Source organism: Acinetobacter sp. 70_2 (assembly GCF_056736115.1).
In genome coordinates, this window is record NZ_JBWZIP010000015.1 from 1,219,897 (window position 1) to 1,243,307 (window position 23,411).

Genomic DNA, 23,411 nt, shown 5'->3' on the forward strand with positions numbered 1-23,411 from the left:
TGCTCAGTGTAAAACTGATCTTTTGTGATAAATTTGATACCATTCATTGATTATACTTATTAATCCTTTAAAAAAATTAACTTCTATAACGCAAAATGTGATGCTAAAACTAAATTACTAAGGGATATAGGAAAACAACAGAATGAATAAAGTTTATGCCAATGCAGAGGCAGCACTGAAAGATGTTATTGCAGATAATCAAACACTCGCTGTAGGCGGTTTTGGTTTATGCGGAATTCCTGAAAAACTAATTGTTGCAGTTAAGCAAAGTGGTGTAACTGGTCTAACTTGTATTTCAAATAATGCAGGTGTAGATGATTTTGGTTTAGGTATTTTGCTTAAAACCAAACAAATCAAAAAAATGATTTCTTCTTATGTTGGTGAAAACAAAGAGTTTGAACGCCAATATTTAAATGGTGAACTTGATGTGGAGCTTACACCACAAGGCACTTTAGCTGAAAAGTTACGTGCTGGCGGTGCTGGGATTCCTGCATTTTATACTCAAACTGGCGTAGGTACTCTTATTGCTGAAGGTAAAGAAGAACGTACTTTTCATGGCAAGAACTACATTCTAGAAGAATCTTTAACAGCTGATGTTGCTCTTGTGAAAGCATATAAGGCAGATAAAGCAGGTAATTTAGTATTCCGTAAAACTGCTCAAAATTTTAACCCTGAATGTGCGATGGCTGGAAAAATTACTATCGCAGAAGTTGAACAGGTTGTTGAAATTGGTGAATTGGATCCGGATGAAATCCATTTGCCGGGTATCTATGTAAACCGCATTGTACTGAATGCATCACCTGAAAAACGTATTGAGCATAAAACTTTAAGCACGGAGGCAGTATAAAATGGCTTGGTCACGTAACGAAATGGCACAACGTGCTGCAAAAGAACTTAAAGACGGTTTTTATGTCAATTTAGGTATTGGCTTACCTACTCTAGTTGCTAACTATATTCCAGAAAATATTAATGTTTGGCTTCAATCTGAAAATGGTCTATTAGGTATTGGTGAGTTCCCAACAGAAGAAACTGTCGATGCAGATTTAATTAACGCTGGTAAACAAACGGTTACTGCTCGCGCTGGTGCTGCATTTTTCTCAAGCTCTGAATCTTTTGCCATGATCCGTGGTGGTCATGTCAACATTGCAATTTTAGGGGCAATGGAGGTTTCTGAAAATGGAGACTTAGCCAACTGGATGATTCCAGGTAAGAAAGTTAAAGGTATGGGCGGCGCAATGGACTTGGTTGTTGGTGTCCAAAAAGTTGTAGTGCTTATGGAACATTGTGCAAAAGATGGTACGCCAAAAATCGTAAAAAACTGTAGTTTACCTTTAACAGGTAAAGGCGTGGTTCATCGAGTCATTACTGACTTAGGTGTAATGGATATTACTCCACAAGGCGTAGAGCTTATTGAACTTGCTAAAGATGTCACGCTTGAACAAATTCAAGCTACTACAGGTGTCGAGTTTTATAAAACCTTAGTCGCGTAAATTCTAAGATTTAGTTAGCTGTACAGGACTCAAGTTAGAAAGTGAGCTTGAGTCTTAGCACTTTTAAGCACCGGATGTGCTGTTTATAAATAAGAATGAGAAGGATTTTTCAGCTATGGAAAAACAGCAAGGAATTTTTGAAAAATTTGCTCTTCGGATTAGTGATTGGTCTGAAAAATGGTTTCCTGATTCATATATTTTTGCATTACTTGGCGTCATTATTGTGTCTATTGCCGCTTTGAGTATTGGCGCCCCAATTCACGATGTGGCCACTTCATTTGGTAATGGTTTCTGGAGTCTTATTCCCTTTACCCTACAAATGACCATGCTCATTATTGTAGGTTATGTCGTTTCTGTATCTAAGCCCGTCAAATACCTCATCCAAAAAATGGCACGTATTCCAAGCTCTGGTCGCGGTGCCATTGTTTTGGTAGCAACTGTCAGCTTATTAATTTCACTGGTCAATTGGGCTGTTAGTACAATCCTTACAGCGCTTTTAGTGATTGCATTAGCTAAACGTAAAGAGCTGAATATGGATTACCGCGCAGCGGCTGCGGCAGCAATCATTGGTATGGGGGCGACTTGGGCACTAGGAATCAGTTCTTCAGCAGCACAGCTTCAGGCAAATAAAAGTAGCTTACCTGAGTCAATTTACAACCTAACTGGTGTTATTCCATTTACTGAAACGATTTTCCTTTGGCAATCAATTGCGATGACCATTATTTTGGTGATTGTTTCAATCGCGATTGCATATTTTTCAGCTCCAAAAGGCAATAGTGTTAAAACGATTGATAGTTTTGATGTGCAGTTTGAAGAAGACAAGCCACATGAGGAAAAATCAACACGCCCAGGCGATTGGTTAGAAAACTCACCTATCTTAACAATTATTGTGGTCGCATTAGGCTTAATCTGGATGTTTTTTGAATTTTCAAAAAGCAATCCAATCATTGCTATTTCAAGTTTAAACACATACAACTTTGTTTTTTTAATGCTTGGTCTAGCGTTGCATGGCACGCCTCGAAACTTCTTAAATGCTGTTGCAAAGGCAGTTCCAGCCGTATCAGGAATCTTAATTCAGTTCCCTCTGTATGGAAGTATTGCATTTATTATGACGCAAGCTTTAAACAGTCAGGATTTATCGCTGTCTCATTATGTTGCCGAGTTTTTCGTTTCAATCGCATCAAAAGAAACCTTTGCGATTGTGATGGGAGTTTACTCTGCGGTACTTGGATTCTTTGTACCGTCAGGTGGTGGAAAATGGATTATTGAAGCCCCATATGTTATGCAAGCAGCAAATGATTTAAAGGTTCATTTGGGCTGGTCTGTACAAATTTATAATGCAGCCGAAGCTTTACCAAACTTAATCAATCCATTTTTTATGCTTCCAATGTTAGGCATTTTAAAATTAAAAGCGAAAGATGTGATTGGTTTTACAGTCACTCAGCTCGTTGTGCATTTTCCATTAGTTTTATTCTTGCTGTGGTTCTTTGGTAGAACCCTCAGTTACACCCCTCCAACTTTTTAATTTAGTGGCGCCTTTGGTTTAGGCTAAAGGCAAATTTAGCAAAAACACCAATAAGAGATATTAAGATGAGTTCAATTGTTATAGTTTCAGGTAGCCGTACTGCAATGGGTGGTTTTCAGGGTAGTTTATCTTCTCTAACTGCGCCAGAACTTGGCGCTGCTGTCATCCGTGAATCGATCCAACGTGCAGGTGTTAAACCTGAACAAGTAGATGAAGTTATTTTTGGTTGTGTACTCAGTGCAGGTATTGGCCAAGGTCCAGCTCGTCAAGCGATGCGTAAAGCTGGTGTACCTGATCATGTCGGAGCTGTCACCATTAATAAACTTTGCGGCTCTGCTATGAAAGCTGTATTAATGGCATCAGATACTTTAAAAGCAGGCAGTGCTAATATCATTGTGGCTGGCGGCATGGAATCTATGACCAATGCACCGTATATTCTGCCGAAAGCTCGCGGTGGTTATCGTATGGGCCACGGTGAAATTAAGGACCATATGTTTTTAGATGGCCTTGAAGATGCTGAAACAGGTCGTTTAATGGGTTCTTTTGCTCAGGACATGGCAAACACCAAAGGCTTTACCCGTGAGCAAATGGATAACTTTGCGATTTCTTCACTTAAAAAAGCGCAAACTGCGATTACGGAAGGTTATTTCAAAGAAGAGATTGTTCCTGTTGAAGTAAAAACACGTAAAGGTGTGGAAGTTGTTGATCAAGATGAGCAACCATTAAAAGCAAATCTTGAGAAAATTCCGACCCTACGTCCCGCTTTTAGTAAGGACGGTACAATTACAGCTGCAAACTCAAGCTCAATTTCTGATGGTGCTGCTGCATTAGTACTTACTACTGAAGAATATGCTCAAAGCCATGGTTTAAATACTTTGGCGAAAATTGTTGCAACTTCTACTCACTCACAGCATCCAAGCGAATTTACAATTGCTCCAATTAGTGCGATTCAAAAAGTGCTTGAGCGTGCTGGCTGGTCAGTTGATGAAGTAGATGCTTGGGAAATTAATGAAGCTTTTGCAATGGTAGCAATGGCACCAATTCATGAGCTAGGTATTGATGAAGCTAAAGTGAACGTACATGGTGGCGCTTGTGCTTTAGGCCATCCAATTGGCGCTACGGGTTCAAGAATTATCCTCTCTCTCATTTATGCATTAAAACGCTTAGGTAAAAAGAAAGGTGTTGCTGCCCTATGTATTGGTGGCGGTGAAGCAACTGCTGTTGCAATTGAAATCTAATTAAAAAATAAAAGAAGATGTAAGGACTTTCCTTACATCTTCTTTTTTATAAATAAAATTCTTAAGCTGTTTTAAATAGCTCATAGCAAGTTTGACGGAACCATTTATGGCTACTCTTATGGTGACAAGACATATGCCAATGTTGCTTAACGTCATAAGTTGGAAAATCAAGCGGTGCCGGTAAAATCTGTAAGTTCTCTCTAACCAATAAAACTTGGCTTAAATAATATGGAACAGTGGCAATCGCATCTGTTTCCTGAACAACTAAACCTACACCTAGATAACTTGGTAATCGAATCAAAATATTTCGATCCAACCCTTTATTTTGCAGCTCATTTTTAATGTGATAATGCCCAATACCTGCATCAATATCGATATGATATTCACGCATATAATCTTCTAAAGTAAAATTATTCGGGTCTAAACGAGGATGGCTTTTTGAGCTAATCACGACATAGTGTTGACGGAAAAACTTCTGTTGATAAAAACCTTCTTCTAATTGGGGCAAGAAACCTATCGCCAAATCAATTTCACCATTTGCCATTTGATAGCTGGTTTCTGGCGTAATTGGTCTAATATTTAAACGAATGAGAGGTGCTTTTTCTTTTAAATAGTTGGTTAACTGTGGCAATAAAACCAAATGTGATACATCAGTCATTGCAATGGTAAACAGTTGATCTGACGTTAACGGATCAAAGTTCACATTAAAGTTATTAATACTTTCAACTTTATCAATAACTTCACTAATAAGAGGGAAAATCTGCTTTGCAAGTTCGGTCGGAATCATTTCATTTCCAACTCGAATAAACAAAGGATCATTAAAATGTTGGCGAATTTTGTTTAGACCGTTACTTACACTCGGCTGTGTTAAACCAATAGCATCTGCAGCCATTGAAACACTTTTGAACCGATAAATATGATAAAAAATATTTAATAATCTACTGTCTAGATCAAACAAAATTGTCTCCGCTTGGACTCAATAATCCAGTGAAATAAGTTCAAAAGCAGGCATAAATAATAGAAAGATTTCTATATCCTACTTTCGACTTATTGAAATTTACTCTAAATTAGCAAAGAACTTAGACGAGGGGCAATGCTTTATAATGCCTTTCATCGTAAAGACCCAAGCATAATCTACTTATTTGATTAATTTATATATAAATATCGTGTACTTCATCTTGCGAATGAGTATGCATTATTGTTCTTGCTGGGCTTTAAAACCACTCCATATTTGTTGTACCGATTTATTATCACTCAAATTATTTTTGAAGATATAAATATCTTGGGCAAGGCAATATTCTTGCTGATCTAAAATAACCAATTTTCCAGCTGCAAGATCTTCTTCAACGTTAATTTTTGGAATCCATGCAACCCCTAAACCCTGCAAAACCAGTTCTTTTAAGTTAGTGGCATTGTCCGTTTCATATAACGTTTTATAAACAAGTTTACCTTCTATCAGTTGGTCTACCAGTTTTCTTAAGTAAGCGTGTTTGCTATAGGCAAGCAAAGCAAAATTACTCTGTATTGTATGTTTAGGACTATGGTCAGGCTCAGTAGCAGAAACAGGAACAATAACTGTTTCAGCAATTTTAATACCACTTAAAATATCATCGCCAACTTTTCTAATATTGCTTTTATCTGCATAGCAAATCATGAAATCACAGGCACCTTCTTTTAGCAAAGACAGGCCTTCTCCACTATTCGTTGCGACAATTTCAATTTTTAAATCACGAATAAGAGTAGGAAATTTCTTTAAAAATGTTGTTAAAAAACCTGAAGCTAATGAATGAACAACACAGAAACGAATGGTAGATTCAGTTTCATTTTTAATATTTTTGATGAGTTTTGCGGTCTCCTCTACCTGCTTTTCAATGTTTTTAGACATGACTAACAAAATTCGTCCAATGTCGGTAAATTCGATATTGTTCTTGTTGTTTCTAATGATGACTTCCGCGCCAATCATTTCTTCAATTTGCTGAATTCTTCGAGTAAAGGCAGATTGGCTAATGAACCTTTTCTCTGCTGCTTTAGAAATTGAGCGTTCACGTTCTAATGTGAGGAGATCCTCTACCCAACGCACTTCTAAATTCATCTTATCTATTCCCTTTTAGATTTATAATTTTCTTAATTGATATTTTTGGGAAATAGCATGAATAAATGTAGTGATGAATAAAAATGGTAAAACATAGGGAGTACCTGCAAAAATGCGAGAAGAGAATGGACAAAGCCAAACTATGAAAATGAAGTATTTAATAATTCTGACATAGAAAAGAAAATAAGAAAATAATAGGTTTTGTTTTAACACGTTAAGAGATGAACATAAGTACGATCTAATAAAAAAAATTATTGAAATCAATGAACAAAAGAACATTAGAAAAATAAATAATTCAGTTCAACTAAATAAGTTTTAGAAATAACTATAGGCTTTTATTTAATCATTTTTTATAAAAAATATAGCTTCAGGAATGAAGTAAAATTTGGATAAAAAAAGTCCGCACCTTGGGGAAGAATGCGGACTATGAACTGTTTCAATAACCTATTGTTAAGTTATTGACTAAATTTTGATGCTATTAAATTAGTACACCATTCAACTTTAAGAGCAATCATAAAATCTGATTAAACAACTTTTTCCATTTTTATTTCACCAAGAAATAAGAATGTTTTATTTACTCTTACAATAGCTTATAAAGTAAAAATAAATTTAATGAATAATTACTACAACTTATTTTCAAGTTCTATGTAGTGATAATAATTAATTGTATTTCATACAATATTTATAAGGAGTATAAGGTGAAAATTCAATTCCGACTATTATACTAAAGTATCGATTTGCTTATTTTTAACTTATAAAGTCATCATTCACAATAATGACTTTATGGACTAAGGAGATATTCAAAGCAAACTAATACTCTCCAATTAAGTAGTATAATTTTCTTGAAATTTCAACCATCATATTTGCAGTATATTGACTAATTTCAAATATTTGTTTTTTTTGTGGATTAAATACCATATTGTCTTTTTCATCGCTAAAAAAAACATAAGTTGTATATTTATCCATGTGATGAACATGCTCTTTTAAGCTTAATTTTTCACCAGAATTAGGGTCATATGCAATAAACTTCATTCTCATGCATTTGTCTCTTACAGCGCTTACATCTCAATAATTTTGAATCAAGAGATTATTTAATAGACAACAATCTCAAGCTATAACTCATCGATACGATGCAGTTGGAATATTTTGCTTTGCTTTTTGAATGGATAGCTCAGCATTTTTTATTGATTGCTCAGCCTCTTTAAGCATGTGTGAACTTTTGGTTTCAGCTTTTTCTTCAGTGCCCCAAAGAAGATAGCAAGCAAAACTTCCCAATATTAATAATCCAGCAGTTACTTTTAACATAAACTTAATAAATCAAAATTTTCTGTATTATATGTATTTTTATGTGAAATGCATCACAATTTTATTAAAATTTATTAAACAAAGCTCATTATTTATTCTTTAAAATTAATATTCACATGAAATTTCAATTAAATTTACTGTTTTTAAAAAATAAAATTATGGCCTAACCATATTTAAAACACTCAATTGACGTAATCATTTTTACAATTCTGCACATTAACTATGAATATAATTATTTGAAATAATTAAATATTAATAAAAATGCAGTCTATTGATCTATTCAATTTTTAACTATTCATTTTTGCTTAACTCATTTTTCGATATGCAAAAAATGCATAATTGCTTTAATAAATGCATTAGAAGTGAAGCATTTCGAATTCTAAGATGAATCATCTTTAATGAATCGAAGTTTAATGATGAACGCTGATATTACTACCCGTATTGAGAAGGATCTTATTGGTCATCGAGAAATCAACAATGACCATTATTACGGAGTTCAAACATTACGTGCTTTAGAAAATTTCAACTTAACAAATAGCAAAGTTGGAAATTTCCCTAATTTAATTAAAGCATTAGCTATGGTTAAACTAGCTTGTGCTGAAGCAAACTATAATCTTAAAAACCTAGATCAAACTAAATTCGAAGCAATTGAATACAGCTGTAATCAGCTTATTCGTGGTAATTTCCATGACCAGTTCCCAATCGACATGATGCAAGGCGGTGCTGGTACTTCAACTAATATGAATGCAAATGAAGTATTAGCAAATGTTGCTTTGGAATATATGGGCCATTCTAAAGGGCAATATCAATACTTGCATCCAAATAACGACATTAATATGTCGCAGTCAACAAATGACGTATACCCTACTGCAATCCGTTTAGGTCTGTTATTAAGCTTAGATGAGTTAAATCTTCCTTTTAACAATTTAATTTTAAGTTTTCTTAACAAATCTCAAGAGTTTGCGCACATTTTAAAAATGGGCCGTACTCAATTACAAGACGCTGTACCTATGACTTTAGGTCAAGAGTTTGGTGCATTTGCAGTTACCTTGCAGAAAGATCTTGAGCAAATTAATACGCTTATTCCAAATGTTTTAGCTTATATGAACCTTGGTGGTACAGCAATTGGTACGGGAATTACGACTGAATATAATTACCGTGAACTGGCTATTCAGGCACTTGCAAAAATCTCTGATAAGAAAATTAAGTCAGCTCCAGATTTAATTGAAGCAACTTCAGATATGGGTGACTTTGTTCTTTTATCTGGTTTATTAAAACGTACTGCTACTAAACTTTCAAAAATTGCCAATGACTTGCGTTTACTTTCAAGTGGTCCACGTACTGGTATTAATGAAATTAACTTAGAAGCTCGTCAACCGGGTAGCTCGATCATGCCGGGTAAAGTAAACCCTGTTATTCCTGAAGCTATGAACCTTGCTTGCTTCCAAATTATTGCAAACGATTTGGCTGTAACTTTAGCTGCTGAAGCAGGTCAACTACAGTTAAATGCAATGGAACCACTTATTGCATTCAAACTATTTGAGTCTATGGACTTACTTGGTAGAGCAATGGCAATGTTCCAAAGCAAGTGTATTGATACAATTACAGCGAATCCTGAACACTGTAAAGCTTTAGTTGAAAACTCAATTGGTATTGTGACTGCACTCAACCCATACCTAGGTTATGAAACTACAACTCGAATTGCTAAAACTGCGAACGAAACTGGACAAAGCGTATTGGCTTTAGTTCAAAAAGAAGGTTTATTATCAACTCAAGTGCTTGATGATATCTTGTCGATTAATAATATGGTTAAACCAAAAATGTCGGCTTAATTCCTGAAAATAAAAAAGGAGCTTTTATAAGCTCCTTTTTTATTTGTTCTATATTTTAAAAACTGAAAGTTGTAGAGAACTGGGCTGTACGTGGATTACCCAAGAATAGATAGTCATCCCCCATAAATGCCCCCACATCACGCCAATACTTCTTATTAAATAAGTTATCAATATTGAATCTGAAGGTCGTGTCATGCCCAGCAAAATTTGTTTTATAGGCAGCACCAATATTAAAGACACTGTACCCACCTACTTTTGCCGTTGCCTCTTTATTTGCATATTTACTGCTGCTGTATTGCATACCACTCAGTAATCGTAATCCTTCAACAGAAGGTACTTTATAAGATAACTGTGCAGTTGCGCGAATTTTCGGCACATTTTGAGTCTGATGGCCTTTGTAGCTGTCAGTATCAATATCAACAAGACGAGATTTGGTATAGGTAATGCCAGAGCTTACGTCAACTGTATCGGTTAAGGCACCAGTTAAACCTAACTCAATACCTTGGTTGTGTTGTTCACCTTGGTCAACAAAATCGAAAGTTCCATCTGCATTTACTTTGCTATATTGATTGTCTTGTTTTAAATCAAAAATAGCTGCTGTTAATAAGAAGTTGCGTATTTGTTGCTTAACACCAAGTTCATATTGTTCAGAATTTTTAGGTGATAAAACTTCTAGAGCATTATTAGCAAACCATGGTGCTTCACCACCATCTGACAAACCTTTGGCATATGAAGCATATAGATTAGTCGTAGCAGTTGGGCTATACATGAGCGCTAATTGTGGCAAGAATTTGTTTAAATCCGTATCACGGCTTTGTTGCCCATCTGAATTATAAGCTTGCTCATCAAGATGAATAAGTTTCCCACCCAATAAAGTTGACCACTGATCATTAAATTGAACTCGGTCAGATACAGTAAAAGCAGTCTGATCGCTTTCTAAAGCTTTATAGTAATTTCTTAAGTCAATCTGAGCTGGCTCATAATCCTTTGTTTCTTCATAGATATTACCTAATCCTATAGGGGCAAGCTCCATTGAGTTAGAGTTGTAACGCTTCAATGTTTTATAAGTATGTTGTATTTCAAAAGCGATTTGATGCTGAATATTGCCAGTATTGAATTGTCCATTTAACCCAGCAGAAAACTGGTTGGTAATACGTGTATCGTCTGGACTACGAAAATCGTAAATACCGTAATTACCATCTTTATCAAAAGTATTATTTTGGCAAACTCCGTCGCTATAACAAGCCCATGGAAAAGCGCTGTAATCATCAATCACAACACGGCTTTGTGATGCACTTAAGCTAGCATTCCATTGATCATTAAATGCATATTGATATTTCAAACTTGCATTTACACTGTTATTTACAACAGGTTTACTCCAAGACTGGTAACCCAATAAACGGTCTTGATCTACATTTGTTGGTACTTCTTGCCCATCAAGCAGTTGATAACCTGGTACTGAACGCTGACTTTGATGCTGAGCTTCAATATCAAACAATAATTTAGAACGCTCATTAATTTTCCAGTCTAAAGCAACTGAACCAAACTCTCGTTTACCATTTGCGTGATCAACATTTGGATGGATGCTTTCATGCGCTAAATTGATTCGATAACCAAAACTATCATTAACAAAGCCGCCAACATCTGTTGCCAGTGTATAGCCGCCTTCCGAATTTGCATCTACAGTAATGTTTTTAACATCGGCAGGTCTTTTGGTGACATAGCTAACAACACCACCTGGTGTCGACATTCCAGATTGAATTGCAGAAATACCTTTTAAGATTTCAACTTGTTCTTTATTTTCTAAAGCAACATTTTGCTCACCACGTATGTTGTGGCCGTTAATGAGATAACTAGAGCCTAAATCGAGAGCAAAACCACGTGCTACAAAGTTTGGATAGTAGCCAATAGCAGCGTAGCCATCCCCTAAAGATGAATCATTTTTAATAACATCAGTCAGTGTTTTTGCGTGTTGATCTGCTAGGCGCTCAGAAGTAATAGTTGTAATAGATGCAGGAACTTTCTTTACATCATCAGTTTGAAAACCAGATAAACTCACTTTTTTTGATGTGTATAGTGCATCACTATTTTGTGTAGCGTTCACGGTAATGGTTGGGAGCTGTGAAACCTCCGCTTCATTTGCATAGACGACAGATGTTATGAGTGCAATAGATGAAGCCAATGCCGTTTTAGAGCATGTCATGAAGTGAAGATTTAACGAACGTCTTTCCATTGAATAGTTACCTGCCATAGCGAGCATAATTTATAGGGCTAAAAATGGTTGTCTACCCTATTTTCAGCCACGCAAGAATACAGCCACATATATTGAGAAACAACATATTCTGTATTTTTTCGATTAAGTGAATTTGAACTAACTTTTATAAACTCATCATTATATAAATTGCTTTTATTTTGATTGAAATTGAGGTTATAACTTTTTAAGTATTACAAAATAGTCAAAATAAAACTAAGCTCAGAAATAGGTGTAGACCAAGGAGGAATACAATAATCAATAGGCTTAATAAATTAGATGTTTGATTTTAAATAAAGTTTATGGTGGATTGATCAACTCACTAAATTAAGGAATTGTTCGATAATCGGTAAAAATATCTTTAAATCGAACAAAAGATCATAGAATCACTAGAATGGAAGTTTAAAATTATAAAAAATAAATGGAGAGGAATTCTAAGAAAGTACTCAGGATTGAGTGATATTTAAAGATTCATTCTATTTCCTGTTCAGTACATCTGAAAATTTCTATTTTTTCTGCTAACTGACGGAATATCTATGACATATACTAAGGAAGAAAAGAGCAGCAGAATACGAGGGATTGTAGGCGCAGCTTCAGGTAATTTGGTCGAATGGTTCGACTTTTATATCTATGCAGTATTTGCTGCTTATTTTACTCAGGCTCTAACTGCACCAGATATGGATAGTACGACCAAATCGATTTATGTTTGGGGTGTATTTGCAGCAAGCTTTTTTATGCGTCCTATTGGTAGCTGGATATTTGGACGCATTGCAGACCGACACGGTCGAAAAAAATCAATGATTGTCTCAATTTGCTTAATGGCTTTGAGCTCTTTTCTATTTGCAGCCCTACCCACTTATGAACAAGTTGGCTTATTTGCCCCTTTCCTTTTACTGGTAGTACGCTTACTTCAAGGTCTATCGGTGGGTGGTGAATATGGTGCAGTCGCAACATACATGAGTGAATTAGGTTTAAAGGGTCAACGTGGTTTTTATTCCTCTTTCCAATATGTCACCCTTTCTGGTGGCCAGTTACTTGCCAGCCTACTTGGCGTAATCTTATTAACGTTTTTAAGTGAACAACAATTACTTGATGGCGGTTGGCGTATTCCGTTCATTATTGGTGGTATTGCGGCCATTCTATCTTTACTTGCACGGAGTCGTTTAGAAGAAACACTTTCACATCAAGATAGTGAACGCAAAGAGTCTGGTAGCTTAAGAGAGCTCTTTAAAAAGCATTGGAAAACCTTTTTATTAGTAGTCGGCTACACTTCTGCTGGTTCATTAACGTTTTATGTAGAAACTGTTTATTCAAAAACCTATTTAACTAATTTAGGTATGGACGGAAAAACCGTTGGTTATATCATGACCTTCGCACTATTTGTCTATATGTGTGCTCAACCTGTATTTGGTGCAATTTCGGACCGTATTGGCCGACGTTCTTCAATGCTGGCATTTAGCTTATTATCTGCGATTTTTATCTATCCAGTGATGGCAATTGGCATGCCTAATTATATAGATTCGCCAATCATTATTACCTTGCTACTGATTTTTATGATGATGATTTTGAGTTTCTATACATCTATTAGTGGTTTAGTAAAAGCTGAGATGTTCCCACCTCACGTACGTGCACTCGGGGTAGGATTTTCATATGCGGTAGGTAATGCTATTTTTGGTGGTTCTGCACCTTCGGTTGCTTTGCAATTCAAAGCTGCTGGAATTGAAAATACCTTCTTTATTTATGTCATTGTCATGCTGATTATCTGTTTCTTGTGTAGCCTTGCGCTTCCGAAAAAACCAGATTATTTAGAACATGATCATTAAATAAATGAAATGCCTTCTGTCCCAAGCAGAAGGCATTTTTTAGCACTTAGCAAATTCTTTTAAAAAAGCCCACGGAAAAATCCCTTTATCATGCCCATCGTTAAAACAAATTTGGGCACCGTAACCTTGATCGAACATAGCTGTTACTTCAACATTTTGTTCTTCAATTTTAATTTGCTTAATTCGCTTCGCTCGGCAAAAGCCACATGGGCAAATTTCTCTTAAATTTTGATAGCTCAGAGATACACTTAAATCATCAGTCCATATAAAGTGAACCCGTTTATTTGTAGTATCAACACGAATATCAGGTCTGGCTTGCATATTTCACCTCACCAATTTGATTTAATCCAATACGAATCGCTTTTCGTACTTCTGGGTCGGAGTCATTTTGATGTTGTTCTAATAGATTCTGAGCTTCTGATGTGCCAATTTCACCGAGTGCTAAAGCGACCTCTTTACGTAAATTGCTAATTTCATGATTAAAGTTATCAAATAGATGACTAACTGCTAGACGCGACTTGAGTAACCCTAAGCTTCGAACTGCGGCAATACGTACTTGCCAATATAAGTCAGATAAAGCATGAATTAAGGGAGTTTCGAGCTGAACGATATGTAATTTCCCAATCGTAAGTGCAGCTTCAACTCTTAGTTGCCAACTTTCCGAAGTCAAAGAATATTGAAGTGCTTGGATAACCTCAGCTGATATATTCTGGCTATAAGCCAAACCACCTGTTGCAATGCGGCGAACCTCATCATCTACATCTGTTTCAGCTGTTTTTGCCAATATCGTAATCGCTTGGTCTTGCTGTAACCAACTTAATGCACTGACTGCCTCACGGCGCACAAGAGCATCTTCATGATTTACCAAAGCAGATATGTCTGTGAATAATTGCTGTGGTCGTAAAGGTTTTAAAGCACGTAAAATTGCACCAAGAGCAAAAGTATCCGTATGCTTTAAATAAGGGGCCAGTATTTGAGCTGATGCCGCATTTTTCACTTCACTTAAGCTTTGGCTGGCAGCTTGTTTCACATTCAGATCTGCATCAAATAAGGCTTGAGCCAATACTTGCAAACTGGTTGGATCTTCCCAACTTTCTAACTTTTTTGCTGCCTCTTCACGAACTAAAGCTGAAGAGTCGTGTTGTAGTGCTGCATGCAACCAAGGAAGTAAATCCGGATTTTCTTCATCGCCAATATTCATTAAAGTAACAAAGCGAATCTTTTCATCTGCGTGATTAAGCTGTGCAAGAAATTCCTGATTATATTTATCGAGGTCATCTAAAGCTTGATAATAAAAACTCATTCGTATTCCTTAATTTGTGATTTCTTTCCAAGCCCTAATGGATTTAAACGGCTTAACTCTTCTTGTTGAGTGGCTTCTTTTAAAGTCTGGATGCAATGTTTTTTAATGGCTGTAAATTCACTACTTGTTACAAGCTCAACGTCTCTTGGACGTTCAAACTTAAGCGGAATTTCTTCAATAATTCGCCCTGGTCGATGGCTCATAATCAAGACTCGATCGGCTAAAAAAAGTGCCTCATCAATATCGTGGGTAATAAATAAAACCGACGTTTGAATTTCTTGCCAAATTTCGAGTAATAGCATTTGCATTTTTAAACGAGTTTGAGCATCTAACGCACCAAAAGGTTCATCCATTAATAAAATGCGAGGTTGATTAATCAGTACTCTCGCAATTTCAACCCGTTGCTGCATGCCACCAGAAAGTTCAGCTGGAAATTTATATTCAAAATCTTTAAGCCCGACCAGATCAATCATTTTCTGAGCTTGTTCAATACGCTTTTGTTTGGCGATTCCTTTCATTTTTAAACCAAAGGCAATATTTTCAAGCACGCTTTTCCATGGAAATAAGGTATGTTGCTGGAACACCAAACCTCTGTCTGGATGCGGTTCAAGTATAGATTCATTATCGACCGTTAAAGTCCCAGAACTAATCGGTAAGTGCCCTGCCAAAGCACCTAATAATGTAGATTTACCGCAACCAGATGGGCCAAGTAAGCATATAAACTCGCCCGGTTGTATTTCGAAATTAACCCGATCTAGTGCCTGAAAACGATTTTTAGCTTGCCCTAAATGTAGCGATAGATTTTGAATACGCACATGGCCTTGTGTAATTGACATTTTATGATTTCCTTAGTTGATACCATGGGGTAAATCGGTTTCCAATCACACGTACCAATGTACTGCTAAACATACCCAAGGCTCCGATCAACACCATGCCAACCACAATATTGCTATAGTTTTGCAAGGTGAAAGATTCCCATGTGAAATATCCAATTCCGTGTTGTCCAGAAATCATTTCGGCAGTCACTAAACAGAACCAGCAAGTACCCATTCCAATGGATAAACCAGTAATAATATTCGGTAATGCCCCCGGAATAATGACTTCATGAATAATGGCAAGATCAGAAGCACCTAAACTTTTTGCAGATGCAACGAGCCTTGGGTCAACTGCACCAACACCATGTACGGTGTTTAATAAAATTGGAAATAAAGCCCCAATAAACGTAATAAAAATCATAGACGCTTCTGAGGATGGAAAAATCAGAATTGCTAAAGGAATCCATGCAACTGCTGGTATTGGACGTAATACTTCTAATGGTGGCATTAGAAAGGCAGCCAGTTTTTGATAACGTCCTGCTAACAAACCAATACCTACACCAATTAAAGCTGCTAGCACAAAACCAACCACTACGCGAAAGATACTAGATTCAACGTGTTCAAATGCAGTGCTGAGTTGAAAGAAAGCCCATAGCGCATGAATGACATCTAAAGGTGTAGGGACATTGCTAAAGTTCACAATGCCTAAATTTATTTTAAACTGAGCAAGTCCTTGCCAAATTACTATCCAAAAAGCTATAGATGTAAAAGCAATGGCATAGTTTTTTAAATGCGCCGGATATAACCTCAATTGTTGGAAAAATTTAGTCAAAAATGTACTTTGGTTTTTAGGTTTTGTTTGGACTAAACTACTCATTTGTCACCTCCTGATCATTAGGTAAGACAACACATCAGCTCTGAGTTACAAGCTGAATAGCTTTAAAGTCATATACTTTTCCGCCCTGTTGTTTAGCCCATTTTTCAGCATCATCTTTTAATAAAAAAGCCTGAATTTGTCCTGTTTTGTCTGTGGCATACCATGCCAAATTGGCAAGTAACTTAATGTCGGACTGATGATCTTGGCTATAAACCACACGCACCGTTTTTCCATCGGCTTGTATTTTCTTTAAATCAGAAAAAGCATGCTCAGGCGTTTCGTAGCTACGAACTTTTTCTTCACCCTTTACCCAAATTTGAGTCACCCGTTCAAATGTCTTGATGGGTTGGCCCGTTAATGCGTCATTGGCAACCAAAGGTGATTTTGCATAGTCGGCCAGTTGCTGGCTGTAATTAAGCCCAGATGCCTGAAATGCATCCTTAATGTATTGATCATCAATAAATTTATTTACAACAAGCGTACCGTCGTTTTTGCCTAAAACTTTTAAGGTATCTATCGCAATTTGAGTCGCTTTTCGATATTCAGGTTTCCACGTTAAGTCACGAGTTTGCAGACCTAAAGGGCCATGAAATAGATAAACAACTTCGGCAGGAATACCTGTTTTTTCAGCAATAAGTTCACTATATTTTTCTGGTTGTTCCCGAATCAGGCGATTTGCTTCAATAGTTGCTTGTAAATAAGCTTTTATAACTTCTGGATGCTGCTGTGCATAATCCTTGCTGGCAAGTGAACCATGAAATGTTGGTGATTTTGCTTGTGAACCATCATAGATTTTTTTAGCAAAACCTTGGTAAGCAAATAACTCTCCAAATGGTACGAAGTCAGCATGCGCAGCAATCTTATGACTTTTTAACGCAGGCCCTGCCACCTCTGGCGCCTGAGCAATCACTTTAATATCTTTATCAAGTTGCCAGCCTTCAGCTTGAATCGCTCGTAGCAACAGTCCATGAGCAGTTGAGGCAAAAGGTACGGAAATGGTTTGTCCTTTTAGTTCTTTCAGTGAGGTCACTTTTGAGTCAATTGGAACAACAATCGCATTACCGCTACCATTAACACTGCCTGACAATGGCGCTAAAAATATGCTTTCTTTTCCAGCCTTTTTAAATGCCGCTAAATTATTAACCGCAGGAAAGTCGGCCATTGCTCCCAAATCTAAACGCCCAGCCACCATCTCACTGGTAAGTGGTGCACCAGAGGTAAAGTTTTTCCATTGAATGTCATATTTAACGTGTTTGTATTTACCATCTTTAGGCAAATATTTTGGTAATAAATTCAACTCACGAATGAGCAACCCACCTGTTGCGCAGTTAATAGTCGTGTCTTGTGTGCCAATCGCTACACGAACAGTTTCTGTTTTACTACTGCACCCCAAAGTGCCAAGTACAATGGCACCAATTAAGCTACTGAGTAATAGTTTTTTATTGATCAATTTATTTTTTCTCATGTTGAGTATTCCAAATTAATTATTTGAGTAGGTATGGGATATTTACTTTGACTGCATCTGTTGGGCAGTCTTTTTCACAAGGCATGCAATACCAACATTCATCAAATTGCATATAAGCTTTTTGGGTTGTTGGATCGATTGCTAATAAGTCCATTGGACAAACATCTACACAGACAGTGCATCCTTTATCAGCAATACATTTATCTTCATCGATAATGACGGGTGCCACAGTACGGTGCTGTACTTCTTTAAAAATAAAAGCCATGATTTGAATTCCTGATTTATTTAGTCTGCTAGAGCAACATCTTTTTGAATGCGTAAACGGTCATACGACAAAGCTTCATCTTGATTAATCGGAACCACATAAGGCTCGATTGGCTTTTTGAAACTGACCATGTTGCCGTGTTCATCTTTTTTCAAATGCGCGTGAAAGAACCAATCCGAGTTATTTTTTTGAGGGAAATCTGCTCTATAGTGGTACAGTCCCCAGCGGCTTTCTTCTCTAAACAGTGAAGCTCTTGCTGCCATTTCAGCACAGTCTCGAATAAAAGAAACTTCAGCAGCACGCATCAGCTCATGTGGGTTTCTTGCAGAAATTCGCTTAATATCTTGTTTGATTTCTTCAAAACGCTTGAGCCCAATTTCCATTTTTTGGCGAGTTTTAGGGGGCTGCAAATAGTCATTTACAAAACGGCGCAGCTTATATTCCACTTGCTCTGGAGGTAAACCTTCTGAGCAATTCAGTGGCGCAAATATTCGAGCTTTTTCTGCTTCTATTTCGCTTTGGTTTAATTCACTATCTTCAACTACATTCACGTATTGGGCGGCATTTACACCTGCAAACCACCCGTAGGTAAATGCACCAAGCATATAGTTATGAGGTACAGCCGCCATATCGCCAGCGCTATATAATCCCTTAACCGAAGTCTCAGCTTTTTCATTGACCCATACGCCAGAAGCACTGTGTCCACTACAAAAACCAATTTCTGAAATATGCATTTCCACCATATCTTGACGGTAATTGGTTCCTCGGCCCTCATGAAAACGTCCACGGCTTGGGCGCTCATTGGTATGCAAGATTTCTTCGATGGTTTGAATTGTTTCTTCAGCCAAATGATCTACTTTTAAATAAACAGGACCATTACCACTTTCCAGTTCTTGGTAAAACTCCCACATCATTTGACCACTCCAGTAGTCACATTCAATGAAACGTTCACCTTTACTATTGGCCGTATAACCTCCTAAAGGTCCTGTCACATAGGCACAAGCTGGACCGTTATAGTCTTTAATTAGAGGATTAATTTGGAAGCATTCTAAGTTAGCAAGCTCAGCACCTGCATGGTATGCCATTGCATAGCCGTCACCTGCATTGGTTGGGTTTTCATAAGTGCCCATTAAATAGCCGGAAGCTGGCAAACCTAAACGCCCTGCGGCACCACAACATAAAATGGCAGCTTTCGTTTTAATGACATAGAAATCGCCACTACGACAATCAAAACCGACTACACCATTGATTGCACCTTGCTCATTTTTTAAAAGCTTTGTGGTGACAATGCGATTATTAATTTTGACTTGAGCACGCTTTAACTGACGATATAAAACTTTTTTAACATCATGACCTTCGGGCATTGGTAAAACATATGCACCCATGTGATGTACTTTTTTTACTGCAAATTCGCCTGTCTCATCTTTTTCGAACTTAATGCCCCATTGATCGAGTTGTTGAATAGTTTTGAAACTATGCTTTGCATATGCATATACAGTGGTTTGGTTAACTACCCCATCGTTGGCAATCGTAATTTCTTTGGTGTATTGCTCAGGTGTTGCATAGCCCGGAATGACAGCATTATTCAGCCCGTCCATTCCCATTGAAATCGCCCCACTGCGCTTTACATTCGCTTTTTCAATGAGCAAGACTTTTAAATTGGGGTTTTCTTGTTTTGCTTTAATCGCAGCCATTGGGCCAGCAGTTCCACCACCAATCACCACAATATCGAACTCAAGATATTTCGTTTCCATTGAATATTCCTTATTTTTATTTGAGTTATTAACGATGAATACGTAAACGGTACTGGAAGGTATCGCCCGAGAAATAGAGATATTCATAGTCAATCGGTTGACCATTTGCATCATGAGTCAAACGTTCGACCCGTAATACCGGAGTTCCGATTTCGACTTGCAACAAAGCCGCTAATTCTTCATCCGCTACCGTGGCATCAATGCTTAAATCCGCATGTCCCAAAGGAATATCGCACTCTTGTTCTAATGCCTTGAAAATATCGGTTGTACGTAAATCAATCGCTTTCTCTTTAAGCTTCAAACCAATATGTTCAGGCAAATAAGTCAACTCATACGACACTGGCTGACGGTTGAGTAAACGGACACGTTGAATTTCATACACATTGGCTTTAACAGGTAACTTTAATTTGGGCACAACGTGCATCGGGATCTGCTTAAGCTCGGCCGAGATGACACGGTTTAAAATTTCGTGACCAGCAGATGACATTGCTTCTGCAAAACCTTGCAAACTTGAGATGTTCTGGAACGTTTTTGGCTTGCTTACAAAGGTCCCTTTACCTGGCACCTTAAAAATATAGCCTTCCAACTGTAATTGGTTGAGCGCTTGGCGAACTGTAATTCGACTTACACCAAATTGTTCAGCAAACTCGTTTTCAGATGGAATTTGGCTCAGTACGGCATATTCACCATTTACAATTTTGTTAAGGATGAGTTCCCTTAACTGATCATAAAGAGGCTTGTGATTTTTGGGATCGTGGGGTAGCTGGCTCACGGCTTACAACCTGTTATAACAACTTGAGCAAATAATGTTTAAAATGTTTCAGCTTTGGAAATAATTTAAAGCGATAACTTTAGTTAAAAAAATAATTTCAATGAAGATCAATAAATTAATGAATGGTTATCTATAAAATTTGAATTATTATCATAAAAAATACATTTGTATTTGTTATGCTATAAAACATACTCCGTTATGCCATAAACGTAAAAATTACTATTATTTTTTAGGGGATAATATGCAACAAAAACAACAAAATACCCCTGATGATTCAGCGGGAAAGGTCACCTTCTGGCAAGCCTTTTTATTTTGGCTCAAGTTAGGCTTTATTAGCTTTGGGGGGCCAGCTGGACAAATCGCTGTAATGCATCAGGAACTCGTTGAACAAAAGCGCTGGATATCTGAAAAAAGATTTTTGCATGCCCTGAACTACTGCATGTTGTTACCCGGCCCTGAAGCACAGCAATTAGCAACCTACATTGGTTGGCTCATGCACAGAACTGCTGGAGGACTAGTCGCAGGCATTCTATTTGTACTACCGTCTTTATTTATTTTAATTGGGCTGTCTTGGGTCTATATAAAATTTGGAGATGTGCCTGTTATTGCAGGTGTTTTTTACGGGATAAAGCCTGCCGTCACTGCAATTGTTTTCCATGCAACGTACCGTATAGGTAGTCGTTCGCTTAAAAATAAGTTTTTATGGGTCGTCGCAATTGCAGCGTTTTTTGCCATTTTTGTCTTAAAGCTTCCTTTCCCACTTATCGTTTTATCAGCTGGTATTGCTGGCTATTTAACAAGTAAAAAATATCCGGAACTATTTTCCTCAGCGGCTGGACATAAAGCCAGTCAAAAGGATTATGGCCCAGCATTTATTGATGATGATACACCGCCCCCAGAGCATGCTAAATTCCATTGGTCGCGGTTAGCTAAACTTATTTTTGTGGCAATTGTTTTATGGTTATTGCCAATTTTAGCGTTGGGCGCATATTTTGGGTGGCATCATTCTTATACTCAAATGGCTTGGTTTTTTACTAAAGCTGCATTACTCACTTTTGGGGGTGCATATGCAGTTTTACCTTATGTCTATCAAGGCGCTGTAAATCATTTTGGATGGCTTTCACCTACGCAAATGATTGATGGATTGGCACTTGGGGAAACTACACCAGGCCCACTGATTATGGTTGTTGCCTTTGTTGGTTTTTTAGGAGGTGTTAATCATTCATTACTTGGGCCCGAGCATCTATTTTTTGCTGGAGCATTCGGTGCAGTCATTGTGACTTGGTTTACTTTCCTTTTCTCATTTGTCTTTATTTTTGCGGGTGCGCCCATTATTGAATCTACACACAATGAAATTAAATTTACGGCACCACTCACTGCGATTACCGCGGCTGTAGTCGGTGTCATTTTAAATCTAGCATTATTTTTTAGTTATCACGTGCTATGGCCGCACGGTTTTTCTGGTCACTTTGACACTATCGCGGCCCTCATTACAGTGGCTGCATTTATTGCCTTATTCCGCTTTAACATTAATGTACTGTATGTCATTTTTGCATCAGCACTAATTGGTTTAGGTATTTATCTTTTATAGAAATTAGTCATGAGTTCTTTAACGTAACTTTGAAGGACTCATGCCATAAAACTGTTTAAAACGATGACTTAAATGGCTTGCTGAACTAAACCCACAAACTAGGGCAATATCTTGCAAAGAAAGCTGCGATGACTGAACTAGCCCTTTTGCCTTAGTTAAACGTCTTTGCATGACATATTGGTGAGGCGCCATATTCATGGACTGTTTAAACATATGAGCAAAATGGTATTCGCTTAAGTTCACAACATTTGCCAAGTCTGACAAAGTGAGTGCCTGATCTAGATGATCTTCAATCCATTCTTGAATATATTTGAGTTTATGAGGTGCCAGTCCGCCTTTAATGGCAGGCTGTTGCCATTGAACACTACTGTATCTTCGAATTAAGTGATTCAACAATAAACTTGCTGTTGTACTCATTTGTAAATGGTTTGAAGAATCTTGCCAATCACAATCTAGTAAGAAGAACTGATAAAGTGCTCGAATTCGTTCATCATCACTAAATGCAACTTCGTTTAGTTGAATTTGATTCGGCTCTTTGTCCCATATTTTTTCGGCAACATCACGTAAATTTTGGTCGGTATAGTACAAGTGAACAAATTTAAGCCCACCTCGTATATCCCAAGTCGACTCCTGATGTTCAGGCAACAAACAAAAACGACCCGGCCCACCGCCATTTTTCCATCCAGCAGGTGTTTTTTGATAGCTTTCATAGCCATCTTGAATATAAAGACTTAAAGTATGGTGATCGCTACAGACACTTACCCGATCTTGTTCATTAGACCAAAATGCAAGTTGCATATTTTCATCAAGCACCACAGTTTCGTGAAGCTTGGCTTTAGATTGCTGTAGCTGTTCTAAAGTTTGATAGGCCATGCAAAATTAAAATGAATATCATTGAGCTTAAGTTAACCATATTCAGCAAAATTCAGCTAGTTCAGTCATATAAAAAACGCAAGATCTTACATGTACAACACAAGAATATATACGTGAAAAATGAAGCATTCCTAGATACT

Annotated in this window: 21 protein-coding genes; 7 read left to right on the top strand and 14 right to left on the bottom strand. The window is 37.1% G+C overall.

Annotated elements, in window-relative coordinates; translation table 11 throughout:
* The first annotated feature begins 142 nt into the window (after window positions 1-142).
* From AC1PJ9_RS14810 to AC1PJ9_RS14825, 4 genes are all read left to right on the top strand, one after another.
* Window positions 143-847 carry a CoA transferase subunit A gene (locus tag AC1PJ9_RS14810; RefSeq protein ID WP_019459101.1) on the top strand — a complete coding sequence of 235 codons (705 nt, stop codon included), beginning with the start codon at window positions 143-145 and terminating at the stop codon, window positions 845-847.
* A 1-nt stretch (window position 848) separates the two neighbouring features.
* Window positions 849-1,490: a 3-oxoacid CoA-transferase subunit B gene (locus AC1PJ9_RS14815; protein WP_311087706.1), complete on the top strand. Its 642-nt coding sequence runs from the start codon at window positions 849-851 to the stop codon at window positions 1,488-1,490.
* A 115-nt stretch (window positions 1,491-1,605) separates the two neighbouring features.
* The gene (locus AC1PJ9_RS14820; RefSeq protein WP_311087707.1) at window positions 1,606-3,015 is read left to right on the top strand and encodes a short-chain fatty acid transporter; all 1,410 of its coding nucleotides are present in this window, start codon (window positions 1,606-1,608) and stop codon (window positions 3,013-3,015) included.
* Window positions 3,016-3,080: 65 nt separating this feature from the next.
* Window positions 3,081-4,253, top strand: coding sequence for a thiolase family protein (locus tag AC1PJ9_RS14825; RefSeq protein WP_151792971.1), 1,173 nt, complete (start codon window positions 3,081-3,083; stop codon window positions 4,251-4,253).
* Between the two features lie 61 nt (window positions 4,254-4,314).
* On the opposite strand, the gene AC1PJ9_RS14830 is transcribed toward AC1PJ9_RS14825, so the two are convergent.
* From AC1PJ9_RS14830 to AC1PJ9_RS14845, 4 genes are all read right to left on the bottom strand, one after another.
* Complete coding sequence (locus tag AC1PJ9_RS14830; RefSeq protein ID WP_004887299.1) at window positions 4,315-5,211, bottom strand: LysR family transcriptional regulator; 897 nt, start codon at window positions 5,209-5,211, stop codon at window positions 4,315-4,317.
* A 237-nt stretch (window positions 5,212-5,448) separates the two neighbouring features.
* Window positions 5,449-6,345 (bottom strand): LysR substrate-binding domain-containing protein, encoded by an 897-nt coding sequence (locus tag AC1PJ9_RS14835; RefSeq protein ID WP_311087708.1) that lies wholly within the window; start codon window positions 6,343-6,345, stop codon window positions 5,449-5,451.
* Between the two features lie 810 nt (window positions 6,346-7,155).
* Entirely contained in the window at window positions 7,156-7,377 is a 222-nt protein-coding gene (locus AC1PJ9_RS14840; RefSeq protein WP_077164232.1) for a hypothetical protein, read from the bottom strand.
* An 87-nt stretch (window positions 7,378-7,464) separates the two neighbouring features.
* Window positions 7,465-7,650, bottom strand: a complete 186-nt coding sequence (locus tag AC1PJ9_RS14845) for a hypothetical protein (RefSeq protein ID WP_004701766.1) — start codon at window positions 7,648-7,650, stop codon at window positions 7,465-7,467.
* 413 nt (window positions 7,651-8,063) lie between these two features.
* Here AC1PJ9_RS14845 and AC1PJ9_RS14850 point away from each other — a divergent pair, with 413 nt between their 5' ends.
* Complete coding sequence (locus AC1PJ9_RS14850; protein WP_019459095.1) at window positions 8,064-9,482, top strand: aspartate ammonia-lyase; 1,419 nt, start codon at window positions 8,064-8,066, stop codon at window positions 9,480-9,482.
* Between the two features lie 55 nt (window positions 9,483-9,537).
* On the opposite strand, the gene AC1PJ9_RS14855 is transcribed toward AC1PJ9_RS14850, so the two are convergent.
* Window positions 9,538-11,742, bottom strand: a complete 2,205-nt coding sequence (locus AC1PJ9_RS14855) for a TonB-dependent siderophore receptor (protein WP_311087709.1) — start codon at window positions 11,740-11,742, stop codon at window positions 9,538-9,540.
* A 527-nt stretch (window positions 11,743-12,269) separates the two neighbouring features.
* On the opposite strand from AC1PJ9_RS14855, the gene AC1PJ9_RS14860 reads away from it, so the two are divergent.
* Window positions 12,270-13,556, top strand: a complete 1,287-nt coding sequence (locus AC1PJ9_RS14860) for an MFS transporter (RefSeq protein ID WP_005305051.1) — start codon at window positions 12,270-12,272, stop codon at window positions 13,554-13,556.
* Between the two features lie 39 nt (window positions 13,557-13,595).
* Here AC1PJ9_RS14860 and AC1PJ9_RS14865 read toward each other — a convergent pair whose 3' ends face one another.
* The 8 genes from AC1PJ9_RS14865 to AC1PJ9_RS14900 are packed head-to-tail and all read right to left on the bottom strand — an operon-like array spanning window position 13,596 to window position 20,807.
* Complete coding sequence (locus tag AC1PJ9_RS14865; protein WP_282496782.1) at window positions 13,596-13,877, bottom strand: DUF971 domain-containing protein; 282 nt, start codon at window positions 13,875-13,877, stop codon at window positions 13,596-13,598.
* Complete coding sequence (locus AC1PJ9_RS14870) at window positions 13,861-14,859, bottom strand: HEAT repeat domain-containing protein (protein ID WP_311087710.1); 999 nt, start codon at window positions 14,857-14,859, stop codon at window positions 13,861-13,863. Before AC1PJ9_RS14870 ends, AC1PJ9_RS14865 begins: the two co-directional genes overlap by 17 nt.
* A complete protein-coding gene (locus tag AC1PJ9_RS14875) occupies window positions 14,856-15,695 on the bottom strand; it encodes an ABC transporter ATP-binding protein (protein ID WP_311087711.1) in 840 nt (279 codons plus the stop codon). Before AC1PJ9_RS14875 ends, AC1PJ9_RS14870 begins: the two co-directional genes overlap by 4 nt.
* Before the next feature lies 1 nt (window position 15,696).
* Window positions 15,697-16,551, bottom strand: coding sequence for an ABC transporter permease (locus tag AC1PJ9_RS14880; protein WP_311087712.1), 855 nt, complete (start codon window positions 16,549-16,551; stop codon window positions 15,697-15,699).
* A 34-nt stretch (window positions 16,552-16,585) separates the two neighbouring features.
* Window positions 16,586-18,016 carry an ABC transporter substrate-binding protein gene (locus tag AC1PJ9_RS14885; RefSeq protein WP_311087713.1) on the bottom strand — a complete coding sequence of 477 codons (1,431 nt, stop codon included), beginning with the start codon at window positions 18,014-18,016 and terminating at the stop codon, window positions 16,586-16,588.
* 19 nt (window positions 18,017-18,035) lie between these two features.
* Window positions 18,036-18,281 carry a 4Fe-4S dicluster domain-containing protein gene (locus tag AC1PJ9_RS14890; RefSeq protein ID WP_000864074.1) on the bottom strand — a complete coding sequence of 82 codons (246 nt, stop codon included), beginning with the start codon at window positions 18,279-18,281 and terminating at the stop codon, window positions 18,036-18,038.
* 20 nt (window positions 18,282-18,301) lie between these two features.
* Complete coding sequence (locus AC1PJ9_RS14895; RefSeq protein WP_311087714.1) at window positions 18,302-20,035, bottom strand: fumarate reductase/succinate dehydrogenase flavoprotein subunit; 1,734 nt, start codon at window positions 20,033-20,035, stop codon at window positions 18,302-18,304.
* 28 nt (window positions 20,036-20,063) lie between these two features.
* The gene (locus AC1PJ9_RS14900; protein WP_023274243.1) at window positions 20,064-20,807 is read right to left on the bottom strand and encodes a GntR family transcriptional regulator; all 744 of its coding nucleotides are present in this window, start codon (window positions 20,805-20,807) and stop codon (window positions 20,064-20,066) included.
* Window positions 20,808-21,048: 241 nt separating this feature from the next.
* On the opposite strand from AC1PJ9_RS14900, the gene chrA reads away from it, so the two are divergent.
* On the top strand, window positions 21,049-22,398 hold the full coding sequence (gene chrA / locus AC1PJ9_RS14905; protein ID WP_311087715.1) for a chromate efflux transporter: 1,350 nt from the start codon (window positions 21,049-21,051) through the stop codon (window positions 22,396-22,398).
* A gap of 18 nt (window positions 22,399-22,416) precedes the next feature.
* On the opposite strand, the gene AC1PJ9_RS14910 is transcribed toward chrA, so the two are convergent.
* The gene (locus AC1PJ9_RS14910) at window positions 22,417-23,271 is read right to left on the bottom strand and encodes a helix-turn-helix domain-containing protein (RefSeq protein WP_311087716.1); all 855 of its coding nucleotides are present in this window, start codon (window positions 23,269-23,271) and stop codon (window positions 22,417-22,419) included.
* Window positions 23,272-23,411: the final 140 nt, after the last annotated feature.

What these genes read in the sequence shown, in the direction of transcription:
- AC1PJ9_RS14810 (WP_019459101.1), top strand. Translation starts at nt 143, where the DNA reads ATGAATAAAGTTTATGCCAATGCAGAGGCAGCACTGAAAGATGTTATT.
- AC1PJ9_RS14825 (WP_151792971.1), top strand. Translation starts at nt 3,081, where the DNA reads ATGAGTTCAATTGTTATAGTTTCAGGTAGCCGTACTGCAATGGGTGGT.
- AC1PJ9_RS14890 (WP_000864074.1), bottom strand. Translation starts at nt 18,281, where the DNA reads ATGGCTTTTATTTTTAAAGAAGTACAGCACCGTACTGTGGCACCCGTC.
- AC1PJ9_RS14910 (WP_311087716.1), bottom strand. Translation starts at nt 23,271, where the DNA reads ATGGCCTATCAAACTTTAGAACAGCTACAGCAATCTAAAGCCAAGCTT.
- AC1PJ9_RS14865 (WP_282496782.1), bottom strand. Translation starts at nt 13,877, where the DNA reads ATGCAAGCCAGACCTGATATTCGTGTTGATACTACAAATAAACGGGTT.
- AC1PJ9_RS14860 (WP_005305051.1), top strand. Translation starts at nt 12,270, where the DNA reads ATGACATATACTAAGGAAGAAAAGAGCAGCAGAATACGAGGGATTGTA.
- AC1PJ9_RS14845 (WP_004701766.1), bottom strand. Translation starts at nt 7,650, where the DNA reads ATGTTAAAAGTAACTGCTGGATTATTAATATTGGGAAGTTTTGCTTGC.
- AC1PJ9_RS14880 (WP_311087712.1), bottom strand. Translation starts at nt 16,551, where the DNA reads ATGAGTAGTTTAGTCCAAACAAAACCTAAAAACCAAAGTACATTTTTG.
- AC1PJ9_RS14875 (WP_311087711.1), bottom strand. Translation starts at nt 15,695, where the DNA reads ATGTCAATTACACAAGGCCATGTGCGTATTCAAAATCTATCGCTACAT.
- AC1PJ9_RS14840 (WP_077164232.1), bottom strand. Translation starts at nt 7,377, where the DNA reads ATGAAGTTTATTGCATATGACCCTAATTCTGGTGAAAAATTAAGCTTA.
- AC1PJ9_RS14870 (WP_311087710.1), bottom strand. Translation starts at nt 14,859, where the DNA reads ATGAGTTTTTATTATCAAGCTTTAGATGACCTCGATAAATATAATCAG.
- AC1PJ9_RS14885 (WP_311087713.1), bottom strand. Translation starts at nt 18,016, where the DNA reads ATGAGAAAAAATAAATTGATCAATAAAAAACTATTACTCAGTAGCTTA.
- AC1PJ9_RS14815 (WP_311087706.1), top strand. Translation starts at nt 849, where the DNA reads ATGGCTTGGTCACGTAACGAAATGGCACAACGTGCTGCAAAAGAACTT.
- AC1PJ9_RS14855 (WP_311087709.1), bottom strand. Translation starts at nt 11,742, where the DNA reads ATGCTCGCTATGGCAGGTAACTATTCAATGGAAAGACGTTCGTTAAAT.
- AC1PJ9_RS14820 (WP_311087707.1), top strand. Translation starts at nt 1,606, where the DNA reads ATGGAAAAACAGCAAGGAATTTTTGAAAAATTTGCTCTTCGGATTAGT.
- AC1PJ9_RS14895 (WP_311087714.1), bottom strand. Translation starts at nt 20,035, where the DNA reads ATGGAAACGAAATATCTTGAGTTCGATATTGTGGTGATTGGTGGTGGA.
- AC1PJ9_RS14850 (WP_019459095.1), top strand. Translation starts at nt 8,064, where the DNA reads ATGATGAACGCTGATATTACTACCCGTATTGAGAAGGATCTTATTGGT.
- AC1PJ9_RS14835 (WP_311087708.1), bottom strand. Translation starts at nt 6,345, where the DNA reads ATGAATTTAGAAGTGCGTTGGGTAGAGGATCTCCTCACATTAGAACGT.
- chrA (WP_311087715.1), top strand. Translation starts at nt 21,049, where the DNA reads ATGCAACAAAAACAACAAAATACCCCTGATGATTCAGCGGGAAAGGTC.